The sequence below is a fragment of the Micromonospora sp. NPDC005553 genome, assembly GCF_042871765.1.
Lineage (GTDB): Bacteria > Actinomycetota > Actinomycetes > Mycobacteriales > Micromonosporaceae > Micromonospora.
The window spans coordinates 197,684-223,598 of record NZ_JBIAJD010000003.1; the positions used below are offsets into that span (position 1 = coordinate 197,684).

At 70.5% G+C, this 25,915-nt stretch carries 23 protein-coding genes and 1 tRNA gene; 17 read left to right on the top strand and 7 right to left on the bottom strand.

All coding sequences use genetic code 11. The annotated features are described in order from the left end of the window. Positions 1–75: 75 nt before the first annotated feature. Complete coding sequence (gene hppD / locus ACFYPG_RS13375; RefSeq protein WP_387352031.1) at positions 76–1,281, bottom strand: 4-hydroxyphenylpyruvate dioxygenase; 1,206 nt, start codon at positions 1,279–1,281, stop codon at positions 76–78. 139 nt (positions 1,282–1,420) lie between these two features. Between hppD and ACFYPG_RS13380 the strand changes: the two genes are divergently transcribed. The 5 genes from ACFYPG_RS13380 to ACFYPG_RS13400 all read left to right on the top strand — a co-directional run bounded on the left by ACFYPG_RS13380 (position 1,421) and on the right by ACFYPG_RS13400 (position 9,921). After that, positions 1,421–1,924 carry an Lrp/AsnC family transcriptional regulator gene (locus ACFYPG_RS13380; protein ID WP_355005914.1) on the top strand — a complete coding sequence of 168 codons (504 nt, stop codon included), beginning with the start codon at positions 1,421–1,423 and terminating at the stop codon, positions 1,922–1,924. A gap of 72 nt (positions 1,925–1,996) precedes the next feature. Then, positions 1,997–3,442: a PQQ-binding-like beta-propeller repeat protein gene (locus tag ACFYPG_RS13385; protein WP_387352033.1), complete on the top strand. Its 1,446-nt coding sequence runs from the start codon at positions 1,997–1,999 to the stop codon at positions 3,440–3,442. Between the two features lie 125 nt (positions 3,443–3,567). Beyond that, positions 3,568–5,235 carry a fumarate hydratase gene (locus tag ACFYPG_RS13390; protein ID WP_387352035.1) on the top strand — a complete coding sequence of 556 codons (1,668 nt, stop codon included), beginning with the start codon at positions 3,568–3,570 and terminating at the stop codon, positions 5,233–5,235. 259 nt (positions 5,236–5,494) lie between these two features. Next, entirely contained in the window at positions 5,495–8,476 is a 2,982-nt protein-coding gene (locus ACFYPG_RS13395) for a BTAD domain-containing putative transcriptional regulator (RefSeq protein ID WP_387352037.1), read from the top strand. A gap of 35 nt (positions 8,477–8,511) precedes the next feature. Continuing rightward, positions 8,512–9,921, top strand: a complete 1,410-nt coding sequence (locus tag ACFYPG_RS13400) for a class II fumarate hydratase (protein ID WP_357226466.1) — start codon at positions 8,512–8,514, stop codon at positions 9,919–9,921. Positions 9,922–9,936: 15 nt separating this feature from the next. Here ACFYPG_RS13400 and ACFYPG_RS13405 read toward each other — a convergent pair whose 3' ends face one another. Further along, entirely contained in the window at positions 9,937–10,227 is a 291-nt protein-coding gene (locus ACFYPG_RS13405) for a hypothetical protein (protein WP_387352039.1), read from the bottom strand. Positions 10,228–10,682: 455 nt separating this feature from the next. On the opposite strand from ACFYPG_RS13405, the gene ACFYPG_RS13410 reads away from it, so the two are divergent. The 3 genes from ACFYPG_RS13410 to ACFYPG_RS13420 all read left to right on the top strand — a co-directional run bounded on the left by ACFYPG_RS13410 (position 10,683) and on the right by ACFYPG_RS13420 (position 12,365). Next, complete coding sequence (locus tag ACFYPG_RS13410) at positions 10,683–11,495, top strand: Scr1 family TA system antitoxin-like transcriptional regulator (RefSeq protein ID WP_387352040.1); 813 nt, start codon at positions 10,683–10,685, stop codon at positions 11,493–11,495. Further along, positions 11,486–11,668, top strand: a complete 183-nt coding sequence (locus ACFYPG_RS13415; protein WP_354940258.1) for a DUF397 domain-containing protein — start codon at positions 11,486–11,488, stop codon at positions 11,666–11,668. The genes ACFYPG_RS13410 and ACFYPG_RS13415 overlap by 10 nt, the downstream gene beginning before the upstream one ends. Positions 11,669–11,765: 97 nt before the next feature. Continuing rightward, complete coding sequence (locus ACFYPG_RS13420) at positions 11,766–12,365, top strand: GNAT family N-acetyltransferase (protein WP_387352041.1); 600 nt, start codon at positions 11,766–11,768, stop codon at positions 12,363–12,365. On the opposite strand, the gene ACFYPG_RS13425 is transcribed toward ACFYPG_RS13420, so the two are convergent. Further along, the gene (locus tag ACFYPG_RS13425) at positions 12,332–12,877 is read right to left on the bottom strand and encodes a CGNR zinc finger domain-containing protein (protein ID WP_355005906.1); all 546 of its coding nucleotides are present in this window, start codon (positions 12,875–12,877) and stop codon (positions 12,332–12,334) included. The two genes, ACFYPG_RS13420 and ACFYPG_RS13425, sit on opposite strands and share 34 nt — an antisense overlap. 86 nt (positions 12,878–12,963) lie before the next feature. Here ACFYPG_RS13425 and ACFYPG_RS13430 point away from each other — a divergent pair, with 86 nt between their 5' ends. From ACFYPG_RS13430 to ACFYPG_RS13440, 3 genes are all read left to right on the top strand, one after another. Next, entirely contained in the window at positions 12,964–13,929 is a 966-nt protein-coding gene (locus tag ACFYPG_RS13430) for a DMT family transporter (RefSeq protein WP_387352043.1), read from the top strand. Between the two features lie 102 nt (positions 13,930–14,031). After that, on the top strand, positions 14,032–14,727 hold the full coding sequence (locus ACFYPG_RS13435; RefSeq protein WP_387352691.1) for an HAD family hydrolase: 696 nt from the start codon (positions 14,032–14,034) through the stop codon (positions 14,725–14,727). 189 nt (positions 14,728–14,916) lie between these two features. Next, complete coding sequence (locus ACFYPG_RS13440) at positions 14,917–16,611, top strand: S8 family serine peptidase (protein ID WP_355005903.1); 1,695 nt, start codon at positions 14,917–14,919, stop codon at positions 16,609–16,611. A gap of 200 nt (positions 16,612–16,811) precedes the next feature. Here the strand turns inward: ACFYPG_RS13440 and ACFYPG_RS13445 are convergent, their stop codons facing one another. Further along, on the bottom strand, positions 16,812–17,417 hold the full coding sequence (locus tag ACFYPG_RS13445) for an endonuclease domain-containing protein (protein ID WP_387352045.1): 606 nt from the start codon (positions 17,415–17,417) through the stop codon (positions 16,812–16,814). 942 nt (positions 17,418–18,359) lie between these two features. Further along, complete coding sequence (locus tag ACFYPG_RS13450) at positions 18,360–19,103, bottom strand: IclR family transcriptional regulator (RefSeq protein WP_387352047.1); 744 nt, start codon at positions 19,101–19,103, stop codon at positions 18,360–18,362. A gap of 63 nt (positions 19,104–19,166) precedes the next feature. Between ACFYPG_RS13450 and cysS the strand changes: the two genes are divergently transcribed. Both cysS and rlmB read left to right on the top strand, forming a co-directional pair. Beyond that, positions 19,167–20,582, top strand: coding sequence for a cysteine--tRNA ligase (cysS, locus tag ACFYPG_RS13455; RefSeq protein ID WP_387352049.1), 1,416 nt, complete (start codon positions 19,167–19,169; stop codon positions 20,580–20,582). Beyond that, a complete protein-coding gene (gene rlmB, locus ACFYPG_RS13460; protein ID WP_387352051.1) occupies positions 20,582–21,715 on the top strand; it encodes a 23S rRNA (guanosine(2251)-2'-O)-methyltransferase RlmB in 1,134 nt (377 codons plus the stop codon). The genes cysS and rlmB overlap by 1 nt, the downstream gene beginning before the upstream one ends. Before the next feature lie 146 nt (positions 21,716–21,861). Here rlmB and ACFYPG_RS13465 read toward each other — a convergent pair whose 3' ends face one another. Continuing rightward, positions 21,862–22,953, bottom strand: coding sequence for an ABC transporter ATP-binding protein (locus tag ACFYPG_RS13465; protein WP_387352053.1), 1,092 nt, complete (start codon positions 22,951–22,953; stop codon positions 21,862–21,864). Between the two features lie 336 nt (positions 22,954–23,289). Here ACFYPG_RS13465 and ACFYPG_RS13470 point away from each other — a divergent pair. The 4 genes from ACFYPG_RS13470 to ACFYPG_RS13485 all read left to right on the top strand — a co-directional run bounded on the left by ACFYPG_RS13470 (position 23,290) and on the right by ACFYPG_RS13485 (position 25,314). Next, positions 23,290–23,366 (top strand) — tRNA-Thr (locus ACFYPG_RS13470). A gap of 360 nt (positions 23,367–23,726) precedes the next feature. Beyond that, positions 23,727–24,128 carry an AraC family transcriptional regulator gene (locus ACFYPG_RS13475; protein ID WP_355005898.1) on the top strand — a complete coding sequence of 134 codons (402 nt, stop codon included), beginning with the start codon at positions 23,727–23,729 and terminating at the stop codon, positions 24,126–24,128. 35 nt (positions 24,129–24,163) lie between these two features. Next, entirely contained in the window at positions 24,164–24,583 is a 420-nt protein-coding gene (locus ACFYPG_RS13480; protein WP_088952055.1) for a VOC family protein, read from the top strand. Between the two features lie 86 nt (positions 24,584–24,669). After that, positions 24,670–25,314 carry a histidine phosphatase family protein gene (locus ACFYPG_RS13485; RefSeq protein WP_355005897.1) on the top strand — a complete coding sequence of 215 codons (645 nt, stop codon included), beginning with the start codon at positions 24,670–24,672 and terminating at the stop codon, positions 25,312–25,314. On the opposite strand, the gene ACFYPG_RS13490 is transcribed toward ACFYPG_RS13485, so the two are convergent. Next, the gene (locus tag ACFYPG_RS13490; protein WP_387352056.1) at positions 25,311–25,850 is read right to left on the bottom strand and encodes a hypothetical protein; all 540 of its coding nucleotides are present in this window, start codon (positions 25,848–25,850) and stop codon (positions 25,311–25,313) included. The two genes, ACFYPG_RS13485 and ACFYPG_RS13490, sit on opposite strands and share 4 nt — an antisense overlap. Positions 25,851–25,915 lie beyond the last annotated feature (65 nt).

The following is a 25,915-nucleotide window of genomic DNA, read 5'->3' on the forward strand; positions in this document are numbered from 1 at the left end:
AGCCGCCGGCGGTGGGTCGGGGCCCACCGGCCGGCGGCGTCGGGTACGACGGAGGTTGCGTCACGCTCGCAAGTGTTACAGGTTGCCGCGGGCTTCCTGCTCCCGCTCGATCGCCTGGAAGAGCGCCTTGAAGTTGCCCTTGCCGAAGCCCAGCGAGCCGTGCCGCTCGATCAGCTCGAAGAAGACAGTGGGACGGTCCTGCACCGGCTTGGTGAAGATCTGGAGCAGGTAGCCGTCCTCGTCCCGGTCGACCAGGATCTTGCGGGCCTTCAGCTCCTCGATCGGCACCCGCACGTTGCCGATCCGCTCACGCAGCTCGGGGTCGTCGTAGTACGAGTCCGGGGTGTCCAGGAACTCCAGGCCGGCAGCGCGCATCGCGTCGACGCTGGCAAGGATGTCGTTGGTGGCGACGGCGATGTGCTGCGCGCCCGGGCCCTGGTAGAACTCCAGGTACTCGTCGATCTGGGACTTCTTGCGGGCGATCGCCGGCTCGTTCAGCGGGAACTTCACCTTGCGGGTGCCGTTCGCCACGACCTTGCTCATCAGCGCCGAGTAGTCGGTGGCGATGTCGTCGCCGACGAACTCCGCCATGTTGGAGAAGCCCATCACCCGCTTGTAGAACTCGACCCACTCGTCCATCCGGCCCAGCTCCACGTTGCCGACCACGTGGTCGACGGCCTGGAAGAAGCGCTTCGGCTGGATGCCGGCGTCGATCATCGGCTGCCGGTCCACGATCGGACCCCGGGCCACGAAGCCGGGCAGGAACGGGCCGGTGTAGCGGGACCGGTCGACCAGCGTGTGCCGGGTGTCGCCGTACGCGGCGATGGCGGCCATCCGGACGGTGCCGTGCTCGTCGGTCACGTCGTGCGGCTCGACGACGCTGGTGGCGCCCTGCGCGATGGCGTGCGCGTACGCGGCGTCCACGTTCGGGACCTCCAGCGCGATGTCGCTGATCCCGTCGCTGTGCCGGGCCACGTGCTCGGCGCCCTCGGCGTCCGGGCGCACCGCGCCGGTCAGCACGAAGCGGGCCGAGCCGCTGGTCAGCACGTACTGGGCGTGGTCCCGGTAGCCCTGCTCGGGGCCGCGGTACGCCACGCAGGTCATGCCGAAGGCGGTGGAGTAGTAGTGGGCGGCCTGCTTGGCGTTGCCGACCAGGAAGTGCACGTGGTCGAGGCCCCGGACCGGGAACGGGTCGTGGCTGATGTCGTGGTCGACAGCGCCGACGAGCCGGTCGACGTCGACGTCCTCGGTCGACTTGGGTCGGTCGATCGCCTGGGTCATGGTGGGCTCCCTCGCGTACCGGCCGGCCTTGTGGGCCGCCGTGGTCGGTTCTTGAGGCGAGGATCGCTGCCCCGGCATCGAGTGGGCAACTGTTGGCAGAAATGCTGGTCAGGTTGCGCATTCGGTATGGTCGTCACTCATGAATGGTGAGCAGAATGTACAGCTCGACGCTCTCGACGTGCGCTTGATCGAACTGCTCGCCGAGGAGCCGCGGATCGGGGTGCTGGAGTGCTCCCGGCGGCTCGGGGTGGCCCGGGGCACCGTGCAGGCGAGGCTGGACAAGCTCGTCGAGCGGCAGGTCATCAAGGGGTTCGGCCCCGAGATCGCGCCGGCCGCGATCGGGTTCGGGGTGACCAGCTTCGTCACCCTGGAGATCACTCAGCGGCACGGTCACGACCCGGTCACCGCTCACCTCGCCGCCATCCCCGAGGTGCTGGAGGCACACACCATCACCGGCTCCAGCGACCTGCTCTGCCGGATCGTGGCCCGGTCCAACACCGACCTGCAACGGGTCATCGACCAGATCGTCTCGTCCGCCGGCATCACCCGCGCCTCGACGATCATCGCGCTGGCCGAGCAGATCCCCTACCGCACGCTTCCGCTGGTGCGCAGCGCTGTTCGGCTGGACGGAAGGGCGCTGTAACACCTCCGAGCGCAGAAAGCGCGGCGACACGGCGGCGCGGGCGTACGGAAGATCCGTGATCGTGGCTACGGTGTGCGGGTGGCGAAGGGGAGCGTGCGCGGTGGGCTGCTGCTTGGCCTCGCCGTGGTCGTCGCGCTCGCCGCGACCGGCGTGTGGAACCCGTTCCCCGGCCTGTGGGACTGGGTGGACCGCAGCGAACCCATCTCCGAGCCCGACGTGGTCTGGCAGCAGCGGGTCGGCGGCACTCCGCGCAGCGTGACCATCGCCGGCGACGCCGTTGTGGTCGAGCAGCGCACCCGGGTCGAGGCCCGCAGCCTGGCCACCGGTGCCCAGCTCTGGGAGCGCAAGGCGGACTGGGCGGCGGTCGCGGGTGGTGACCGGGATCCGGTCGTGGCCGTGGGCAAGCTCCTGGTCAAGGGGTACGAGCTGCTCGACCCGACGACCGGGGTGACCCGGCGGCGTGACGATGACGCGGTGGCCGTCTGGACGTACCGCAACCTGCTCCTCGACGCCAGCTGCACGGACGCCACCGACTGCACCCTGAGCGCCTGGGACCCGCGTGGCACGACGCCGCTCTGGACGGCCTTCCTGCCCGGGGTGCACAGCGGCCTGCTGGCCGACAATCCGGGTCTGCGCGGCACCCGCCGGCTCACCGCCACCCGGATCGACGACGGCGTGGCCGGGGCGGAAGCCGCGCCACCGCTGCTGGGCTTCCCGGTCGACGGTCGGGTCCACGTGGTCGACACCGCCACCGGCCGGGTGCTGCAGAACGTCGAGCCCGGCCGGGAGGAGCGGCTCTCCGTGGTGGGCGGCCGGCTGTTGCGCATCTCCGCCCGATCCCAGGACGGCACCTGCTACTTCGCCATCTCCGCCCGGGACTCGGCGACCGGGCAGGAGGCCTGGCAGCGGGCCGGCATCAACCTGCGCACCGCCGACTCCGCCGGCTGCGTGCAACGCGAGGACCCGCAGGGTGCGCGCAACGTGCTGATCGGCGTCGCCCCGGACGGCCGCGAGACCGTCATCGACGGGTACGACGGCCGGCTGCTCTGGGTCGGTGAGCCGGGCACCAAGCTGATCGCGGTGGACGACCGTTCGGCGGTGTTCCGGGCCGCCGACAAACGCTCCGTCATCGCCCGTGAGCTGGGCACCGAGAAGGTGCTCTGGACGCGGCAGGCCAGCGGCAAGGCCGGGGCCGCGCTCACCCCGTACGCGGCGGTGGTGGCCGACGAGAAGCCGTCCCGGCTGGCGGCACTGGACCCGCGCACCGGCCGGGAGTTGGCCGTTCTGCGTACCTCGGCGAACGCCCTCGCCGTCGGGTCGCAGGGCATGATCATCGGCGAGGGGCGGGAGATCGGGTACGTCCGCTTCGGCGCGTCCGGAAACTCGCCCGCCCGACCTCCCGACGACGGTGGGAATCCCGGGCCGGGCGGCCCCGGCCCCGGCGGGCCGGACAACGACGACGACTGCGGGCCGAAGCGGGAACTCTGCCCCGACCCGGGTGGCGGCAAGGACGGCTGAGCGGGCCGTCCGCCTCATGATCCGGATGGCGGTCGGGCTCGGCGCGCCCGGTGGATGAGAGCGGCGTCCCAGGACCCGCCCGGCGGGTGGGAGTGATCGACCGGTCTGCCCTAGGCTTGCCGCTCATGAGCAGTGCCGCCGCATTCTCGTACGCCCCTCTGCTGCCGACCGGTCCCGACCAGACGGACTATCGCCTGGTCACCGACGAGGGCGTGGACGTCGTACACGGCCCGGGAGGCCGTCGGTTCCTCACTGTGGAACCGGCAGCGCTCACCGCGCTGACCGCCGAGGCGATGCACGACATCGCGCACTTCCTGCGCCCCGCGCACCTGGCGCAGCTCCGGGCGATCATCGACGACCCGGCCGCCTCGCCGAACGACAGGTTCGTCGCGCTGGACCTGCTGCGCAACGCCAACATCGCCGCCGGCGGTGTGCTGCCCATGTGCCAGGACACCGGCACCGCCATCGTGATGGGCAAACGTGGTCGGCACGTGCTGACCGACGGTGCCGACGCGGAGGCCATCTCCCGGGGCGTCTACCAGGCGTACACCAAGCTCAATCTGCGCTACTCCCAGCTCGCCCCGCTGACCATGTGGGACGAGCGGAACACCGGCAGCAACCTGCCCGCCCAGGTGGACCTGTACGCCGAGGACCCGGACGGGCACCCCGACGCGTACAAGTTCCTGTTCATGGCCAAGGGCGGTGGCTCGGCCAACAAGTCGTACCTCTACCAGGAGACGAAGGCGCTGCTCAATCCGACGCGGATGATGCAGTTCCTGGAGGAGAAGCTGCGGCTGATCGGCACCGCGGCCTGCCCGCCGTACCACCTGGCCGTCGTCATCGGCGGCACCTCCGCCGAGTACGCGCTGAAGACCGCGAAGTACGCCAGCGCCAAGTATCTCGACGCGCTGCCTACCGCCGGCTCGATGAGCGCGCACGGCTTCCGCGACCTGGAGCTGGAGGCGGAGGTGCTGGAGCTGACCCGCAACTTCGGCATCGGCGCGCAGTTCGGTGGGCGGTACTTCTGCCACGACGTACGGGTGGTCCGGTTGCCCCGGCACGGTGCGTCCTGCCCGGTGGCGATCGCCGTCTCCTGCTCGGCGGACCGCCAGGCCGTCGCCAAGATCACCCCGTCGGGTGTGTGGCTGGAGCGGCTCGAAACCGACCCGGCGCGGTTCCTGCCCGACGTGACCGACGATGCGCTCGACGCCGAGCTGGTCGTCCGGGTCGACCTGAACCGGCCGATGGACGAGATCCGCGCGGAGCTGTCGAAGTACCCGGTGAAGACGCGCCTCTCGCTCTCCGGGCCGCTCGTGGTCGCCCGGGACATCGCCCACGCCAAGATCGCCGAGCGGTTGGACGCCGGGGAGCCGATGCCGCAGTACCTGCGTGACCACGCGGTCTACTACGCCGGCCCGGCGAAGACCCCCGAGGGGTACGCGTCCGGATCGTTCGGCCCGACCACCGCCGGCCGGATGGACGCCTACGTGGAGAAGTTCCAGGCCGCCGGCGGCTCCCAGGTGATGCTGGCCAAGGGCAACCGGTCGGGTCAGGTGACCCGCTCCTGCCAGCAGCACGGTGGCTTCTACCTCGGCTCGATCGGCGGCCCCGCAGCCCGCCTCGCCCAGGACTGCATCAAGCACGTCGAGGTCCTCGAATACGCGGAGCTGGGCATGGAAGCGGTCTGGAAGATCGAGGTGGAGGACTTCCCCGCCTTCATCGTGGTCGACGACAAGGGCAACGACTTCTTCGCCGAGGTCACCAAGCCGGTGCTCACCGTCGGCCGCCGCTGACCCGACAGGTACGCGAAAGGGCGCCGGGCGAACTCGCCCGGCGCCCGTCCTGTCGCCCGTGCTCTGCCGACATCGGTACGCCCGCCCCGCTGGGGTGGGACGGGCGCACCGCCCCCGTCGGATGCCGTCACCGACAACCCGGAGTGAGTCTGCTGCGCACCGCTGTCGATCCACTCTCAGATCACTATCGCCTGACCGAGGCGATCTGTTACCACCGGACTACTCTGCTGGAAGTTGCACCATTGAAGCGGGAGAGTAGATGCGGTTCGGGATCCTGGGGCCCCTGCGGGTGGGCGGTGGCGAGTCCACTGTCACCGCAGGACGCGATCGGATCTTGCTCGCCATGCTGCTGCTGCGGGCCGGCCGGCTCGTACCGGTCGACGAGCTGATCGACGCGGTCTGGGAGGAGCGCCCGCCGGCCACCGCCCGGGCCCAGTTGCAGACCTGCGTGTCGCGGTTGCGTCGCCGCTTCACCGAACTGGGACTCGCCCCGGAGACCATCATCACCGATCCGGTCGGGTACGGCGTCCGCACCGGCTCGAACGACCTGGACGCCGAGGTCTTCACCCGTACCGTCGAAGCGGCCCGCGCCGCCGTCGCCGCCGGACGGCTGGCCGAGGCGAGTGAGCGGTTCCGCGCCGCGCTGGCACTGTGGCGCGGGCCGGCGCTCGGCGGCATCCCGAGCCGCAGTGTGCGCCGCCGGGCCCAGACACTCGACGAGCAGCGCCTCACCGCGCTGGAGGAGTGCGTCGACGTCGAGCTGCGCCTCGGGCAGGCCGCGGAGCTGATCGAGGAGCTGACCGACAGCGTCGACCAGCATCCACTGCGGGAGCGTCTGCGCGGCCAACTGATGCTCGCCCTGTCCTCGGTCGGCCGGCAGGCCGATGCGCTCGCCGCCTACCGGGAGGGTCGACGGTTCTACGCCGACGAGCTGGGCATCGAACCGGGCGCCGCGTTGCAGGAGCTGCACCAACGCGTACTCGCCGGCGACCTGGCCCTGGCCGGTCGGCCGGCCCCACCCGTCGGCCCGGTTCGTTCGCTGCCCCGGGCGATCGGGGATTTCATCGGTCGGCAGGAGACGGTGGCCCGTCTGGTCAAGGAAATTGAGGAGGACGGCACCCGCATCCAGGTGGTCGACGGAATGCCGGGAAGCGGCAAGACCACGCTCGCCGTGCACGTCGCTACCGCGCTCGCCGACAGGTATCCCGACGCCCAGCTCTTCATCGACCTGCACGGGCACAGCGAACGCCGACCGTTGACACCGGCCACGGCCGTGGCGGCCCTCCTGCGCCAACTCGGGGTGCCAGCGGAGCGGGTGCCGGAGAACCTGGACGACCGGTTGGCGCTCTGGCGGATCGAGCTGGCCGGCCGCCGCGCGTTGGTGGTGCTGGACAACGCGGCCAGCGCCGAACAGGTGGCACCGCTGCTGCCCAACGGCTCGCAGAGCCTGGTCCTCATCACCAGTCGTCGCCGGCTGATCGGGCTCGATGAGGGCCGGCCGTCGTCGTTGCCGGTTCTCGACGCCGACGAGGCGATCGAGCTGCTCGGCCGGGTGGCCGGAATGGAGAGGATCGCCGCCGAGCCGGAGGCGGCGGCCGAGGTGGCGCGTCGCTGCGGGCACCTGCCGCTCGCCATCCGGCTGGCCGGCGCGCGGCTGGCGCACCGGCCGCGCTGGCGGGTCGCCGACCTCGCCGAGCGACTGGTCGCCGGGGCGGGCCCGCTGGCCGAGCTGACCGCCGGGCAGCGCTCGGTGGGGCAGGCGTTCGCCCTGTCGTACGCGCAGGTCTCACCGTCGGCGCAGCGGCTGTTTCCGCTGCTCGGCCTGTACCCGACCGGACGCTTCGACAGTCGGGTGGCCGCAGCCCTCGTCGACCTGCCCCTGGCCGAAACCCAGGACCAGCTGGACGAGTTGGTCGACGCGCATCTGGTGGAGGAGGTGCAGCCGGGTCGGTACCGGTTGCACGATCTGCTCCGCGAGTACGCGCGGCTGCTGCTTGCCGGCCCGGAGCGGCAGACCGAGCGCCGCGCCGCCGTGGAGCGGCTGTTGGATCACCACCTGTCGGTCATGTTGGCGATCGCCCGGACGATCGAGGCCGCGGGCAGTCGTCGCAACCTCCCCGAGCGCACGCCCGGCCGACCCGACCTGTTGGCTGTCCCGGTGGCCGAGGGGCGGGCGTGGTTCGAGGAGAGCCACGTTGCGCTCACCGCCCTGGTTCGGAAGGCCGAGGAGGAGGACTTCCCGGTTCAGTGCTGGCAGCTGGCCCGGGCCTGCTGGCGGCTCAACTTCGAGGGTGGGCACCTCGACGAGCTGATCGAGACCCACACGATCGGGCTTCGGGTCGCCGAGCGGCTGGGCGACGAGGCGGCCGCCGCCACCATGCTGAACTATCTCTCGTCGGCGTACTTCCGGCTGGCCCGCTTTCCGGAGGCGATCAGCGCGATGGAGGTGGCGCTCACGGTGCGCCGTCGGCTCGGACTACACGCCGACACGCTCAGCACGCTGTGGAACCTGGGCGTCTCCTACGCCGCGAACGGTGACCACCGGCTGGGCAAGGCGAAGTTCGACGAGGCTTTTGGCATGGTTCGGAGCCCGGCCGACATTCACGCAGCGACCAATCTGTTGAACAACATGTCCTACGCGTTGATCGCCTGGGGTCGCTACGAGGAGTCGCTGCGCCTGGCCCGGCTGCACGTCCTGCTGGCCAGGCAGGCGGGGGACCACCGGCAGATCGAGAACGCGGTGGGGCACCTCGCCATGATTCGGCATCGAATGGGTGACCTGGGCCCCGCCCGCCGTCTGCTGCGGACCGCGTTGTACCTCAAACGCCAGGCCGGCAATCGATTCGGCGAGGGGGAGGTGCTCAACGAGATCGGCGTGATGGAGCGTGTCGCCGGACAGCCGGATCGTGCCGCCGCCCTGCACCGGGACGCGCTGGTGGCGATGGTGGATGCCGGCGACCGCATCGGTCAGTGCGCCTCCCGTAACCTGCTGGCCCGGGCGATCATGGAGCAGGGCGACGCCGCCAGCGCGCTCGACCTGCACCGCCGGGTGCTCGCCGACGCCAGCCGGCTCGGTGCCCGCTACGAGAAGGCACGGGCGTTGGAGGGCATCGCCCGCTGTGTAAGGGCCACGGATCCGTCGGCGGCCCGCACGCACCTGGAGCAGGCGCTGGCGTTGTTCCGGGAGGTCGAGTCACCGGACCGGCACGAGGTGGAACGGCTGCTCACCGAGTTGGGCTGACGGATCATCTGCGAGTCGGCCACGGGCGCGGCAGGATGGTACGCGTGACGACTCCAGAGGCGACCGGTTACCGCATCGAACGCGACTCGATGGGCGAGGTGGAGGTGCCCGCCGAGGCGCTGTGGCGGGCGCAGACCCAGCGTGCGGTGCAGAACTTCCCCATCTCCGGCCGGGGCCTCGAACCGGCCCAGATCAAGGCCCTCGCCCAGATCAAGGGCGCGGCGGCCGAGGTCAACGGTGAGCTGGGCGTGATCGACGCCAACGTGGCCGCCGCGATCGCCGCCGCCGCCGCGCACGTGGCCGACGGTGGTTACGACGACCAGTTCCCGGTGGACGTGTTCCAGACCGGCTCGGGGACCTCGTCGAACATGAACACCAACGAGGTGATCGCGACCCTGGCCACCCGGGAGCTGGGCTCACCGGTGCACCCCAACGACCACGTCAACGCCTCCCAGTCGAGCAACGACGTCTTCCCGTCCTCGATCCACCTGGCGGCCACCCAGTTCATCGTCGAGGATCTCCTGCCGTCGCTGGCCCACCTCGCGTCGGCGTTGGAGGCAAAGGCCGCCGAGTTCGAGACGGTGGTCAAGGCCGGGCGTACCCACCTGATGGACGCCACCCCGGTCACCCTCGGCCAGGAGTTCGGCGGGTACGCCGCCCAGGTCCGCTACGGGATCGAACGGCTGGAGGGCGCACTGCCCCGGCTGGCCGAGCTGCCGTTGGGCGGCACCGCCGTGGGGACCGGGATCAACACCCCGCTCGGCTTCGCCGCCGCCGTGATCGACAAGCTGCGCGAGTCGACCGGGTTGCCGCTGAGCGAGGCGCGCAACCACTTCGAGGCGCAGGGCGCGCGAGACGCGCTGGTTGAAACCTCGGGGCAGCTGCGGACCGTGGCGATCGGCCTCTACAAGATCGCCAACGACATCCGCTGGATGGGCTCCGGTCCCCGCGCCGGTCTGCGCGAGCTGCGCATCCCGGACCTCCAGCCCGGCTCGTCGATCATGCCGGGCAAGGTCAACCCCGTGGTCGCCGAGGCGATGCGACAGGTATGCGCCCAGGTCGTCGGCAACGACGCGACGGTCGGCTTCGCCGGCTCACAGGGCGACTTCGAGCTGAACGTGATGCTCCCGGTGATGGGCCGCAACCTGCTGGAGTCGATCCGGCTGCTCTCCGCGGTGAGCCGGCTCTTCGCCGACCGGCTGGTGGTCGGCCTGGTCGCGGACGCCGAGGTCTGCCTGGCGTACGCCGAGGGCTCACCGTCGATCGTCACCCCACTCAACCGCTACCTGGGGTACGACGAGGCCGCGTCGATCGCCAAGGAGGCGTTGGCCAAGCAGGCATCGATCCGCGAGGTGGTCATCTCCCGGGGCCACGTCGACTCCGGCAAGCTCACCGAGACCCAACTGGACGAGACGTTGGACCTGCTCCGGATGACCCACCCCTGACCCGTCCTGGCCTGCTCAGTGCAGGTGTCGCGGTCTCGCCCAGCCGAGGAAGCGGGTGAAAAGTGCCGCAGGGTCGGGGCCGTCGTGCGGGTTGAGTAGGTACAGGTCGTGAGCCGCCTCGTGCAGCACCGTGCACAGGTAGATGCTGAGCCCGATCCGGTCGTGCGCGTACTCCTGCCGCAGCGCAAGTCGGGCGATGGGGCACGGCCAGGGCGCGGCGCAGACCCGGCAGAGCCAGAGTGGGCGCAGCGGCAGGTGCGGCCGGCAGGAGCGTGTGGTGAGCCCGCCCAGGGTGCTCCGGGGCATGGTGGGGTCCTCCTCTGGAGCTGAATCGTTCGTGGCATCAACCCCGCTCGCGCCGGCCCCGCCGACGGTGCCGCGCTGCTCCGACTGCGCTGACCGCTCTGCGCCGACTGCGCTGACCACTCTGCGCTGCGTTGCTCGTGTCGAGATCGCGCTCGATCCTGGATGTAGTGGCCTTCGCGCGCCAGGAGACCACTGTTTCCAGGATCGAGCGCGATCTTGGTGGAGCGGTCGGCTTCGGTGGGGTTGGGACCGCCCGGCACGGGGGAGCGGGCGGTCCCGTGCGGCGCCGGCAGATCCCGGGGGACGGGGAGCGGTGCCGCACTTCACAGTCTGGTGATCAGGCGACTACGGTCGGAAGGGTTTGGCCGCGTCGTCATAGTCGCCCTGTTCTGGGTGGCACCACCGCTGGCGGCCGGCTGGAAATGGTCGTCGGCGGGGTGGAGGGCGGGCACGGCATGGCCGATGGACAGATGACGGCGGCGGCGTTCCTGATCGCGGAGCTGCGACGGGCGCGGGTCCGGCGCGGCTGGAGTCAGGATGAGCTGGCCAAGGCGGTCAACTACTCGGCGTCGATGGTCAGCGCTGTCGAGCTGGGCCAGCAGGTGCCCACCGCCAAGTACCTGGAACTCGTCGACCGGGCCCTCGACACCGGCGGCCTCTTCGGCCGGATGTCCACCGAACTGGTCAGCCTGGACAAGGCTCAGGCCTGGCTGCGCGGTTGGCGTGCGATCCTCGCGGAGGCGCGGGCGCTGCGATGGTTCGACCCGCTGCACGTCCCTGGACTGCTGCAAACCGAAGACTATGCTCGCGCGATCTTCGAGTCGGACCGACTGCTCGATGCCGATGAGGTCGAGCGTCGGCTGACGGACCGAATGGACAGCCAGCGGATCCTCTACGGGGATCGCCCGCCGCATGTGGTCGCGGTGCTTGACGAGTCGGTGCTGAGGCGACGCGTCGGCGGTCGGAAGGTCATGTGCGAGCAGTCTCTGCACCTGGCCCGCTTGGCGACCGAGCATCCGCGGGTTCAGCTCCATGTGGTGCCCCGCTCGGCCGAGGAGTATCCCGGCCTGAACGGGCCATTCATCCTTGCCACCGTGGACGACCATAGCGATCTTGCCTACCTTGGTGGCCAGATTGGCGGCCAGGAACTCGATCTACCTGCGGATCTGTTGCGTCTACAACGGACCTGGGAAGCTACCCTCGGGCAGGCGCTGCCACCGCAGGAGTCGATCGAGTTGCTGAGGGAAGTGGCAGAGTCGTGGAGTTGACCCGAGCCCGGTGGCGTAAGAGCAGCCGGAGTGGTTCCAACGACCAGTGTGTCGAGGTGGCTACGAATCTTGGGGAGGTGGTCGGGGTGCGGGACAGTAAGGACTCGGACGGACCCGTGCTCGTTGTCGACGCGTACTCCTGGCGGCTCTTCGTGGTCGCGCCCCCGCGCTGACCCGACCGCCTCGCCCGCGACGGCGGTCGGGTTCTCCGCGCAACTGGCCCTGGTAAACAGGTCGACGGGATCTTGAGCGGGACGGATGATCCGGGCTATGGGTGACGATGGCGTGGGTGTGCCGGCGGGGACCGAGCGGCTGCGGTTGCGGCGGCTGACCATTGCCGACGTGGGCGCGCTGGTCGAGTTGGACAGCGACCCCGAGGTGATGCGTTTTCTGACCGGTGGCGTCGCGACCCCGCCGGCGACCGTCCGGGACGAGCAGTTGCCGAGGCTGCTGGCTCAGTACGACAGGCATCCCGGGCTGGGCCGGTGGGCAGCGCACGATCGGGCGTCCGGCGAGTTCCTGGGTTGGTTCGCGTTGGACCCGTCGGCGGACGGCACCGAGGCCGAGTTGGGCTATCGGCTGCGCCGCCCGACGTGGGGGCGGGGGCTGGCCACCGAGGGGGCACGGGCGCTGGTCCGGTACGCCTTCGACACCGTCGGGGTGCGCCGGGTCTGGGCCGAGACGATGACTGTGAACGAACGCTCCCGGCGGGTGATGGTGAAGGCCGGGTTGCACTACGTGCGGACCTTCCACCTCCAGTGGGATCACCCGATTCCGGGCACCGAGCAGGGCGAGGTGGAGTACGAGGTGCGGGCCGAGGAGTGGGCGACCATCGGTCAGGAGCGGCCGGCGGCCCGGCGGGCGCGGTAGGCGGTCACCGCGGCGCGGTTGCCGCAGCCGGCCTCGCAGAACCGCCGGGAGCGGTTGCGGGACAGGTCGACGACGACGTTGTCGCAGTCCGGGTATTCGCAGATCCGCAATCGGCTCAGCTCGCCGCTACGGACCAGGTCGGCCATCGCCATGGCGGCCTCGACCGCGATCCGGGTCGCCAGCGGCGCGTCGCGGGGAACGGCGTGCAGGTGGTACGGCTCGTCGTCGTGCTCGATGAGCTGCGGCAGCGCCTTGTGTTCCAGCAGCAGGCCGTTGACCACAGCGACGATCTCGGGTGGTTCGGCGTGCCAGATGCGGCGCAGTTGGGGCCGCAACTCCCGTACGGCGCGCAGCTCGGCCTCGGTGTGCTCGTGCCGGCCACTGTAGGAGTGGCGGACGAAGAACGCGTCCAGCGCCGCGATGTCGGGCAGCAACTCACCGTCCCGACCTGCGGTGTTGACCAGCGCCGCCGCGGCGATCAGCGAACATTCGGTGTCATGAGCGAATAGCAACTTGACTCCTGTCACGGCTCCCGCCTAGCGTCATCAGTACAAGGATAGTTTGCTCATGACACGGTGCCCATTGCGAGGAGCGCGACATGCACTCACGATCTGCTGCCGGCATCGGACTGGCGCTGCTCGCCGCAGTCACCTTCGCCACCTCCGGCACCTTCGCGCGGTCGCTCATCGAGGCCGGCTGGTCAGCCGAGTCCGCTGTGATCGCCCGCGTCGGCGTGGCCGCCCTGGTGCTGGCAATCCCCGCCCTGCTGTCGCTACGGGGCAAGTGGGACGTGCTGCGAAGCAACGCCGCGACCATCGGGCTGTTCGGGCTCCTCGGGGTGGCGGTGGCCCAGGTGTGCTTCTTCAACGCCGTGCGCTACCTGCCGGTCGGTGTCGCTCTGTTGTTGGAATACCTGGGCATCATCCTCGTGGTGGTCTGGATGTGGCTGCGGCACGGGCAGCCGCCCCGCCGGCTCACCATCGCCGGGTCGGTGGCCGCGCTGGCCGGACTGGCGTTCGTGCTCGACCTCGCCGGCACCTCCGAATTTCACCCGGTGGGCGTGCTCTGGGGGCTGGGCGCGGCATTCGGCCTGGCCGGATACTTCGTGCTCGCCGGCCGCGTCGACCCCCGGCTGCCCTCGGTCGCCATGGCCAGCGGTGGGATGGCAGTCGGTGCCGCCGTGCTGTTGCTCATCGGGCTGACCGGCCTGCTGCCGCTGCACGCCACCTTCGGTGAGGTCACCTTCGCCGGGCAGCCCACCAGCTGGCTGGTGCCCATCGCCGGGCTGTCGCTGGTGGCGGCCGTCATCGCGTACCTCGCCGGCATCGCCGGCACCCGGATCCTCGGGCCCCGCCTGTCGTCGTTCGTCGGGCTGACCGAGGTGCTCTTCGCTGTGCTGATCGCGTGGTTGTTCCTGAACGAGCTGCCCACCGGCTGGCAGTTGTTCGGCGGTGCGCTGATCGTCGCCGGCGTCGCCCTGGTACGCCTCGACGAACTGCGGGGGTCGCCCGCGCCGCCCGGGCCGGTCACGCCCGAGCCCGAGCTGGCGCTTGACGGTCGGTGACCTCGGCGGGCCGCTGGCTGTCGCTGCCGGTGCCGGTGCCGGTGCCGGTGCCGGTGGCTTGCGCTGCCGCTGGCTTGCGCTGACGGTGAGAGGGTGGGTGTCGTGCTGACCACTGTGGTGTTCGACGCTGACGAAACGCTTCTGGACCTGCGTCCGGCTGTCACGGGTGGGCTGGTGGCGGTCCTCGACGAGATGCGACGACGGACATCGGCGGCGGCCGGGGTGACGCTCGCCGAACTGGAGTCGGACTGGGGCGCGGTCTTCGGCGAGCTGAAGGCCGCCCCGGTGGCGGAGATTCGGCGCGCCGCACTGGCCCGGTCGCTGGCCCGTGCCGCGCTGGTCCACCATCTGGACGAGATCACGGACCTCTTCTTCGCCCAGCGCTTCGCCCTCACCCGACCGTTTTCGGACGTACCAGCGACGCTGGCCACGCTGCGGGGCCGGTACACGCTGGGCTTCGCCACCAACGGCAACAGCCGCGCCGAACGGTGCGGACTCAGCGGCGAGTTCGCCTTCGAGCTGTACGCGCACGAGAACGGCCTGCCCAAAAAGCCGGCCCCGGAGTTCTACGCCGCTGTGGTCGCGGCGGCCGGGGTGCCAGCCGGCCAGATCGTGTACGTCGGCGACTCCTGGGAGCACGACGTGGTGGCGCCTCGCCGGGCCGGCCTGCGGTCGGTGTGGCTGAACCGACTCGGCCTGCCTCGCCCGCCCGGCTGCCCACCCGACGCCGAAGTATCCGGCATGGCCGAGCTGCCGGCCGCGCTCGCGAAACTGGGTGTCGACGCGGTAGGCGTGTAGGTCGAGCCGGCGGGCGCAAGTGTCTGTGCGGCCTGTGTCTGTGCGGCCTGCGTCTGTACGGGCTGTCTGTGTGGCCGGGGTGCGGCCCGAACTGGCGTGATTCACGGCTATAACGGGCGTTCATCTGGCGCGATGCGGATCGGTGTTGTGTGATGGCTGGCACGTCCCTCAACGAGAGGATCCGATGTGGTGAGCAAGCGCTTCACCGCCCGTACGGTCGCGACCGCGGCTGTGCTGGCACTTACGGCTACGGGGTTGGGTGTGCCGGCCAACGCCGCGCCGAGCGATTCCCGGACCTTCACTGTCGTCGCCGAGGATGGCGTCGCCATCGACACGGCCGTCGCCGCGATCCGGGCGGCTGGCGGCACTGTGGTGTCCCGATCCGATGAGGTCGGCATGTTCCAGGTCAGCAGCGACCGGGCCGACTTCGCGGCCAGGGCGACCGCCGCGCCGACGTTGATCGGTGCCGCCGAGCAGAAGGCCATCGGCCGCAAGCCGAAGCTGGACCGGGTCGAGCAGGAGCACCTGCTGGCCGCTGCCGGTGCTCGTGCCGGTGCTGCCGGTGCTGCCAAGAAGGGCGCAAAGCTCGATCCGCTCGACGACAAGCTCTGGGGCCTGGAGATGATCCGGGCCGACAAGGCCCGCAAGATCGAGCCGGGCGACCGTCGGGTGACCGTCGGCGTACTGGACACCGGCGTCGACGCCAGCAACCCGGACATCGCGCCGAACTTCAACTGGTCGCTGTCGCGCAACTTCGCGCCCGACCTGACCGACGTGGACGGCCCCTGCGAGGTGCCGAGCTGCCTCGACCCGGTCGGCACCGACGACGGCGGGCACGGCACCCACGTGGCCGGCACCATCGGCGCCGCGGCCAACGGCTTCGGACTCTCCGGCGTCGCCCCGAACGTCTCGCTGGTCGAGCTCAAGGGTGGCCAGGACTCCGGCTACTTCTTCCTCGACCCGGTCGTCAACGCTCTGGTCTACGCCGGCCGCTCCGGGATCGACGTGGTCAACATGTCGTTCTATGTCGACCCGTGGCTCTACAACTGCACCGCCAACCCGGCCGATTCCCCCGAGGACCAGGCCGAGCAGCGGGCCATCATCAAGGCGATGAAGCGGGCGCTCGTCTTCGCGCACAACAAGGGCGTGACCCTCGTCGGTGCGCTCGGCAACAACAACGAGGACCTGGGTGCACCGCGCACCGATGTCTCGAGCCCCGACTACGGCGCCGACCCGTACCCCCGACCGATCGACAACGAGAGCTGCTGGGACCTCCCCACCGAGGGCCCGCACGTGATCGGTGTGTCGTCGGTCGGCCCGTCCGGCAAGAAGTCGGACTTCTCCAACTACGGCACCGAGCAGATCTCGGTCGCCGCGCCGGGAGGCTGGTTCCGGGACGGCTTCGGAACCGACACCTTCCGTACTGACGCCAACATGATCCTCTCCTCGTACCCGAAGCACGTGCTTCAGGAGGAAGAATCGGTCGACGCCGACGGCAACATCGTCCCCGGCTTCGAGAATTCGGTCTTCAAGCAGTGCAAGGCCAACGGTGAGTGCGGCTACTACACGTACCTCCAGGGCACCTCGATGGCGTCCCCGCACGCCGCCGGTGTCGCCGCGCTGATCGTCAGCCGGTACGGCAAGGCGCAGGGTCGGAATGGGTTCGGGATGTCGCCGGACCAGGTCGAGCAGCACCTCTACCGCACGGCCGCCGAGCACGCGTGCCCGGAGCCGCGCCTCCAGCAGTACCGCAACGAGGGCCGGGACGAGACCTACGACGCGTACTGCGCCGGTGGGGTCAACTTCAACGGCTTCTACGGCTACGGGATCGTCGACGCCTACGCGGCGGTGAAGACCCCGCTCAAGCCGAACGCCCGCCCGTAGCGCACATCGCACTGCGGTGGCCCAACCGCCACCGTGCCCCGGGGCCCGGTCGACACGTCGTCGACCGGGCCTCGGGTCGTCCATGCCTGCGGTCACCGACCGTCGCCCGACGAGCGGCCATGATCGACTCGGTTTCCTGGAAGGTGCGGTGTTGGTGCCTGGAGGATGGCGCGGTTTCCAGGAACCCGAGTTGATCCCGATCATCTGGACGATCCCAGTCGCCAGCCGCGGCTGACCAGCGCTTCGCGTACCTCTCGAAGCACCGCTGGGAACTCACCGTGCAGCCGTCGGCTGGTCACGTGCAGGACCAGCCAACCTGCGCCGACCAGTTGATTCAGCCGCTGGCGATCGCGGTGCAGTTGCTCCACGCCGGAGTGCCACTCTCCGTCGTACTCCACCGCCACCCGGTATTGCGGCCAGGCCAGATCGGGATGCAGAACAACGCCGGTGGGCAGGCGCACCGGATGTTGAACCGCCGGGCGCGGTAGCCCGCCCAACACCAACCGGACGCGCAGCTGGGATTCCGGCGGAGACTCGGCTCCACCGTCGGCCAGGTCAAACACCCAGCGCGCTCGCCGGCCACCAGGGCGGTCAGCGTTGCGGGCCGCCATGGTGCTGAGCGTGTCGCGGTCGGCAAGCCCCTGACCGAGCAGCGAGTCGACGATGGCGACCGCCCGGATCGGGTCGAGCCAGACAGCCGTCTCCCAGGCGGCCCGCCCGGGATCGGACCGGGGGATGGGGAGGTCTCGCTCCCTGGTCCTGGGCGGACTGGCCGCCGCCCATTCATCGCCCGGGCCGGCCACCACCAGCCCCCCTGCTCCGACGGACACGGCGGCCGGGCGGGACAGCTGCCGTGCTGGGCGTGGTGACCTTCCGCCGGCAGGTGGGCGGCCCACTCCCGTAGGTCGCGCTGCATCACGTGGACGTCCCGCGCTCGGCGGTCGTCCGGCGACCGGCATTCGTCCTGCGTCTGGTGGTCGTCCTGCGTCTGGCTGGTTCCCTGGGGTCGGCGGACAGCTCGCTTCTGGCTGTCGTCCTGCGTCTGGTGGTCGTCTTGTGCCTGCCGGTCGTCGCGTGGTTGACGCAGTCGGCTCAGCGGTCTCGTTCGCCGTCAGTGGAGTGATGGCGTTGACGTGCACGCGGAGGCCGCGCTGTGAGCCGACCCGTAACGATCGGGGTACGAGGACGTGGACGTCGTCGGTGAAGCTCGCGGCGTGTTGGACGCCGTGCAGGTAGGCGGCCGACGGGCCGCCGACCACCACGCCGGGCGGTAGCCGGAGGAGGGCGGCGCGACACGCGAGGGCGTGGTCCCGATCCAACCGCGCATCGGCGTAGATGTCGTGGCGCAACCGCACCCAGGCAGAGTTGCGCAACTGATGTTCGGTGAGCAGGCCGCCTCGGACAGCGTCGGAGCCGCGGAAGACCTGCCAGGTCAGGGCATCGGGGCGATGCGGACGTGGGGGCATGCCACGCAGCCTGCCGACCACCGACTGGCCTCCGAAACCCCTGTGGACAACCCGGCCCGCGGGTGCCGCCGGCCCTGTGGACAACCACGAATCCGCCAGCCAATCGTGCTATGGCACCGGCCAGTGCGGCCGACCAATCAGGCATTCGGGCCGCCCACGGGCGGTGATCCACTCGCGTTCCTGAAAGTCGGGCGGTCGCTGGCTCTGGGACACCGCGACTTCCGTGAACCCGAGTTGATCAAGCCGGGGCGGGGCGCGCGGCGAGCGCGCGGCGGTCAGAGGTCAGCTGAGGGCGGTGGCGATCGCGCGGGCGGCGGCCAGCACCTCGGGGCCGATGGAGTCGACGTCCAGCGGGGCGAGCGCGACCACGCCGACGCTGGCCTCCAGGCCGGGTACGCCGAGCACCGGTGCGGCCACCCCGTACGCCCCGGCCTGCAACTCTCCGCTGCTACTGAGCGGCTCGGCCGACCCGGCGCGACCGGCAAGGATCGCCCGTCCGGCCGCCCCCCGCTCCAGTGGGTGTCGTGCCCCGGCCCGGTACGCGACGTGGAACGACGTCCAGCTCGGCTCGACCACGGCCAGGGCGACGCCCTCGCCACCTTCGACGACGGTCAGGTGTGCGGTCGCGCCGGCCTGCTCGGCGAGGCGGCGTAGCGCGGGCAGCGCACCCTCGGCGAGCAGCGGCTGGGCCCGTCGGGCCAGATGCAGCAACCCGGCACCGAGGCGCAGCCGACCGTCTCCGTCGCGACGCAGCATGCCGTGCCCGGTCAGCGCAGTGACCAGTCGGTAGACGGCGGCCCGGCCAATGCCGAGCCGATTCGCGGCCTCGGTGACGGTCAGACCGCCGGAGACGTCGGCGACCAGGTGCAGCAGCCGCAACCCCCGGTCCAGCGTCTGCGACGTCTCCCCACCCCGCCCCGCAACCGCGTCGGCCGGCCCGGTAGCCCGGTGGAGGGCCGGGTCGGCGGGGGTGGCGGGGTTGGCTGGCGGGTCACCGGAGCCACCGGAGCGTGCGGTCGCATCCACGCCTGGCAGCGTACGACCCGGCACCGGCGGACCCGGACAGGCACGGACAGCTACCCTTGTACGGTGACGCTACGCCTGTATGACACCGCCACCCGATCGGTGCGGGACTTCGTCCCGCGGGAAGCCGGCAAGGTGGGGGTCTACCTGTGTGGTCTCACCCTTCAGGCTCCGCCGCACATCGGTCACCTTCGCTCCGGCGTCAACTATGACGTCCTGCGTCGTTGGCTGTTGGCCGCCGGCTACGAGGTCACCTTCATTCGCAACCTGACCGACATCGACGACAAGATCCTGGTCAAGGCCGGCGAGCAGGGTCGTCCGTTCTGGTCGATCGCGTACGCCAACGAGCTGCTGCTCGCCGAGTCGTACCGGTCGTTGAACGTGCTGGCGCCCACCTACGAGCCGCGCGCCACCGGGCACATCCCCGAGATGCACGAGCTGATCACGAAGTTGATCGCCGACGGGCATGCGTACCCGGCGAGTGACGGCTCCGGCGACGTCTACTTCGACGTGGCGTCCTGGCCGGCGTACGGGTCGCTGTCGGGTCAGTCTCCGGACGCCATGCAGTCCGCTGGGGACGCCCCGGATCGGGGCAAGCGGGATCCGCGCGACTTCGCGCTGTGGAAGGGTGCCAAACCGGACGAGCCGGCGGACGCCTACTGGCCTTCACCGTGGGGTCTGGGCCGTCCGGGCTGGCACATCGAGTGCTCGGCGATGTGCTGGCGCTATCTCGGCCCTGAGTTCGACATCCACGGCGGTGGCCTGGATCTGACGTTCCCGCACCACGAGAACGAGATCGCCCAGTCTCAGGCGGCCGGGTTGCCGTTCGCCCGCTACTGGGTGCACCACGGGCTGCTGAGCATCGGCGGGGCCAAGATGGGCAAGTCCGCCGGCAACGCGCTGGGCCTGGCGTACGTGGACTCGCTCGGGGTGCGGCCGGTGGAGCTGCGCTACTACTACGCCGCCGCGCACTACCGCTCGGTGATCGACTACTCGGAGGATTCGCTGCGCGACGCGGCCACCGCGTACCGGCGGATCGAGGGTTTCGTGCAGCGGGCCGCCGAGCGGGTGGGCGCCGGGCAGCTCGGTGAGCTGCCCGCCGGCTTCGCCGCGGCGATGGACGACGACCTCAACACGTCCGCCGCGCTGGCCGTGCTGCAACAGCACATTCGGGACGGCAACACCGCGCTGGGCGTCGGCGACGATGTGACCGTCCGCACCACGCTGGCCGTGGTGCGGGCAATGCTGGATATTCTCGGGATCGACCCCCTCGACCCGGCCTGGACCGGCGGCGGCCGATCGGACGATCTTCGTGCCGTGGTGGACTCCCTGATCGCGCTGGCCCTGGAGCAGCGTGCGCAGGCGCGGGGCCGCAAGGACTGGGCTGCCGCGGACGCCGTGCGTGACCAGCTCAAGCTGGCCGGCGTGGTGGTCGAGGACACCCCCCAGGGCCCCCGTTGGACTATTGGAGAGCAGGACTGATGGCCGGCAACTCGCAGCGCCGTGGCCGGCGACTGACGTCGAAGGCAGGCGCCCCCAAGGGCACCGGCGGCAAGAACAAGGATTCGTTGGCCGGGCGGGGTCGCACCCTGCCCGCGGACGAGCGGCCGTGGCACAAGGGCTACTCGGGCACCGAGAAGCTGCCCCAGCGCACCGCCTGGAAGCAGGACAAGGAGCGCCGCGCGGCGGCCGAGGAGGGGCGCGCCCCCAAGATCGGTCAGCCCGGCTCCAAGGACACCACCTGGGGCAGGGGCGGCGGTCGGGGCGTACCGGTGGGCCGGGGTGCTGCCACCGGCGGACGGGGCGGCAAGCCCAGCGGGCGGTCCGGCCCCCGGGTCGCGCCGGGGCGCAAGTCGAACCCGTCCAAGGACACCCCGGAGCTGCTGGTCGGGCGTAACCCGGTGCTGGAGGCGCTGCGCGCCAACGTGCCGGCGACGGCGCTCTACACGGCCCAGGGCATCGACATGGACGACCGGATCAACGAGATCATCCGGACCGCCGCCGACCGGGGCATCGCCAACCTGGAGATCAGCCGCGCCGAGTTGGACCGGATGACCGGCGGGGTGCTGCACCAGGGCGTCGGTTTGCAGGTGCCGCCCTTCGCGTACCAGCCGTTCGAGGACATGGTCGCCGCTGCCCTGGAGCAGCAGGCCCCGCTGCTGGTCGCGCTGGACGGTGTCACCGACCCGCGCAACCTGGGCGCCGTGATCCGTTCGGCTGCCGCGTTCGGCGCGCAGGGTGTCTTCGTACCCGAGCGTCGTGCCGCCGGGATCACCGCGACCGCCTGGCGGACCAGCGCCGGGGCGGCCGCGCGGGTGCCGGTCGCGCAGGTGACCAACCTGACCCGGTCGCTGAAGGCGTGCCGGGACGCCGGCTTCATGGTCGTCGGCCTGGACGCCGACGGCGACACCGACCTCTACAACCTGGAGGCCGCCGTCGGTCCGCTGGTGGTGGTGGTCGGTTCCGAGGGACGCGGTCTTTCCCGCCTGGTCGGGGAGACCTGCGACCTGACCGTCAGCATCCCGATGATCTCCGAGGTCGAGTCGCTCAACGCCAGTGTGGCGGCGGCGGTCGCCCTGGCCGAGGTCGCCCGCCGGCGCTCCGTCGAGCTGTAGCGCACGTCGAACGAAGGCCCCCTCCCGCCGACCGCGGGAGAGGGGCCTTCGTCGTCAGGTGCCCAGGCAGGCTGAAGAACCGTTTTCGGTACGACGACAGGGGCGGCCCGCCGAAGCGGACCGCCCCTGTCGGTAAAGGCGTTACGTCAGATCCGGCCACCGGTGGCGGCGTGGAAGAAGTGGCTGCGACCGACAACCGGCCTGACGAACACGGTGTCACCCATGTTCGGCATGTTGCGCCGGTCGGTGCGGACGACGAAGCGCTCCGAGTTGCCACCCAGCGCGGCGTGGCCGTAGACGTTGGCGTCCGAGCCGAGGTCCTCGACCAGCTCGACCACCACCGGCATGCCGCCCTCGGTCGGGCTGACCAGCTCGCAGTCCTCCGGGCGGAAGCCCACGGTGACGTTGCCGTCGCCACCCTCGGCGCGGGCCGCCTCGACCTGCTCCCGGGTCAGCGGGATGTGCAGCTCGGCGAACTCGGCACCCCGCTCGTTCAGCGGAACGGTCTTGATGTTCATGGCGGGGGAGCCCATGAAGCCGGCGACGAAGACGTTGGCCGGGGTGTCGTAGAGCGCCCGCGGGGTGTCCACCTGCTGGAGAACACCGTCGAGCAGCACCGCGACCCGGTGACCCATGGTCATGGCCTCGACCTGGTCGTGCGTGACGTAGACAGTGGTGACGCCCAGCTTGGCCTGCAGGGACGCGATCTGGGTACGGGTCTGCACGCGGAGCTTGGCGTCGAGGTTCGACAGCGGCTCGTCCATGAGGAAGACCTGCGGCTCGCGGACGATCGCCCGGCCCATCGCGACACGCTGACGCTGACCACCGGAGAGCGCCTTCGGCTTACGGCTGAGGTACTCCTCCAGCTGCAGCAGCGCGGCCGCCTCCTTGACCCGCCGGTCGATCTCCGACTTGGAGGTCTTGCGCAGTTTGAGGGCGAACGCCATGTTCTCGTACACCGTCATGTGCGGGTAGAGCGCGTAGTTCTGGAAGACCATCGCGATGTCGCGGGCCTTCGGGGGAAGGTGGGTGACGTCACGCTGGTCGATGTAGATCGAACCGGCGTCCACGTCCTCCAGGCCGGCGAGCATCCGCAGGCTGGTGGACTTACCGCAACCGGAGGGGCCGACCAGGACGAGGAACTCCCCGTCGCCGATCTCAAGGTCCAGCTCGTTGACGGCGGGACGCTCTTGGCCCGGGTAGACCCGGGATGCCTTGGAATAGGTGACAGTAGCCATGGTGAAGCGCTTCCTTTCACCGGCAGGAACGTGCCGGACGATCCGAGTGAAGGAGCAACCGGCACGTGTCCGTGCCGGTCATCGGACGGCGCTCGGTCGCGGGGGCGCCCGGTCGTCGTCCGTGTGTGAACCGTAAACGCGTTTCCCCCTGCTGCCAAGGCGGGGGTCGCCCAGCCCACCAGTCGGGCTACGCATTCCGGTCACTCGGGCACGGTCAGACATCAATCGACGCCATGGCAAACGAGTCTGCGTCGGGTTGTTGACGATTCCCGTGCTCGGGAGGCCTCGCGATCGGGATTACCGGAGATCAGTCGCTATGCTGACCTCGACGCGCGCGCCCCTGTAGCTCAGCTGGCCAGAGCACTCGCCTTGTAAGCGAGATGTCGCCGGTTCGATCCCGGCCGGGGGCTCCAATTACATCAGACCTTTCCGATCGGCGCTGCTGTGCCTCTGCCGGTTGCCCCGAGGGGCAACCGGACCTCGACCAAGTTCGCTATCGTGCCTCCGTCCCGCCATCAGGCGGCGTTCCACGGGGGAATCACAAGGACGCCACATCGTTCCTCCCCGTGGGTGCACCGAGCATCAAGATCACGGAAAGTCCTTGAAGATCAACGCGCCGGCACGCGCTGGTGAGGCCGCCGACTTCTACTACCGAAAGTGACAGCTCGGCCGTACCGGTCCGGTGTCGCTGCTGGCGCACGGTGTCCCACATCGGACGACACGGTGCCCGACGGTAACCTGGGGCCGAGCAGCGCGGAGCGGGGCGGGGACAGATGAGTCGGGCGGTGGAGGAGTCGAACCGGGCGATGCTGCGCGCCCGGGACGCGATGGACCGGGCGTACGCCGAGCCTCTGGACATCCCCGCGTTGGCCCGGATCGCGCACGTCTCGCAGGCGCACTTCATCCGTACCTTCCGGGCCACCTTCGGTGAGACCCCACACCGCTACCTGCAACGCCGCCGGGTGGAGCGGGCGATGTCGTTGCTGATGGAGACCGATCGGGACGTCACGGACATCTGTTACGCCGTCGGCTTTGGCAGCCTGGGCACGTTCAGCCGGACGTTCCGGCAGATCGTCGGGGAGTCGCCCTCGGATTTCCGGCGTCAGCGCGTCGCGCCGGCCAACGTGCCGTCGTGCTTCACCAAAGCCTGGACCCGACCAAGCAGTTTTGGATAAGCAGCAGGTCAGGGGCTACGTCTAGCGTCATGGGCATGACGATGAACGCGATCAGCCGCTCCCAGATCTACGTCCTCGACCAGGACGCCGCGCTTGACTTCTACGTCAACAAGCTCGGCATGGAGGTCAACACCGACCAGGACCTCGGCTTCATGCGGTGGCTCACTGTCAACCTGCCCGGCGACCCGGAGCGCGAGATCCTGTTGGAGAAGCCCGGCCCGCCCGCGCTGGACCCGGCCACCGCCGAGCAGGTCCGGGAGCTGCTCACCAAGGGTGCCCTCGGCGGGTACCTCTTCATGACCACTGACGACGCCCGCAAGACGCACGAGGATCTTGTGGCGAAGGGCGTCGAGATCACGGACGAGCCGACCGAGCGCCCGTACGGGATCGACTTCGGCATCCGGGACCCGTTCGGCAACCGGATCCGCATCGGCCAGATGTTCCCCCGGGCGTAGAGGGCGTGCGATCAGCCGGGCCGCGGCGTTAGGACCGGGAGGTACGGGGTCGAACTCGTACCTCCCGGTGTGTTGAGGTGGGGATCATGGTGACCCGACTGCTGTACCTGACCCGACACGCCGAGCAGGATCTCTCCGAGCCGAGTGGGCCGGACGCCGGCGAACCGGATACCGGCCTGTCGGAGCGCGGCCGGCGGCAGGCCACCCTGCTGGGCGAACGCCTGGGGGCCCGGCGGTTCGCCGCCGTCCACCACGGGCCGCTGCGCCGGGCCGCGCAGACCGCCGAGCTGGTCGCCAAGTCGCTGCCCGACGTTCCGGTGTACGAGACGGAGCTGGCCGGCGACCACCTCCCACACGACACGGACCCGGCTGGGCTGCCGCCCGCGTACGCCGAGTTCCTGACGCAGTTCTCGGCGGCCGAGCGGGCCGGCGGGCCGCGAGTGACGGCGGACGCGGTGCGACGGTTCGCCGGCCCGGTCGCCGAGGGTCCCGCCGGCGGCGAACCGGTCCGCGAGCTGGTCGTCACGCACAGTTTCCTGATCGCCTGGCTGGTGCGGCACGCCCTCGACGCGCCGGAGTGGCGCTGGCTGGGCTTGAACGCGCACAACGCGGGGCTGACCGTCATCCGGTACAGCGCGGCCGGCCCGCCGAATCTGATCGCCGTCAACGACGTGGCCCACCTACCGCCGGAGCTGCGGGGCACCGGCCTGCCCCCGGACTATCTGATTTAGGCCGCGGTGGTCCGTAGGAGCAGCTTGACCACCGCCTGGGTGGCAGGCGGTGGCGGCTCGTCGGTCGGGCAGTCGACGTACGCGGTGTCGTTGCTGGCCACGGTGAGGCGGTAGTTCATCACGTCCGCGCAGTTGGTCGCGGTGGTGGGTCGCTGCGCCTCGCTGGTGAGCCGGGGGTCGGCGGCCAGGCCCGCGAGGGTGGCCTGATCGGCAGGTGAGAGCCGGCCGTTGCGCCGGCTGCCGGCCCGGTCCGTCACGGTCCACCTACCGTCCGGCTCGACCGCGATGGAGTCACCGCGCCCGGCGAAGCCGCCGGAGATTCGCAACGTCACTCGGGGGGCCGCAGCGCTGGCCCCGGCGCTTGCCGTGGGGGCGGCGGTCGGGGGCGGAGCGCCGGTGGTCGGAGCGGACAGGTTCGTGCCGGGGCTGTTCGGCGGCTGGTCAGGGATGCTCCCGGCCCGGTCAGCGCTGGTGCAGCCGGTCAGGAGCGCGCCCAGTAGGGCGAACGTGACGCCGGCTGTCGAGGCGGGTCTCATGTCCGTCGGACGTGCTGGGGCAGGTACTGGTTCCCTCGTCAAGCCACTCATCCGAACGGTCAATG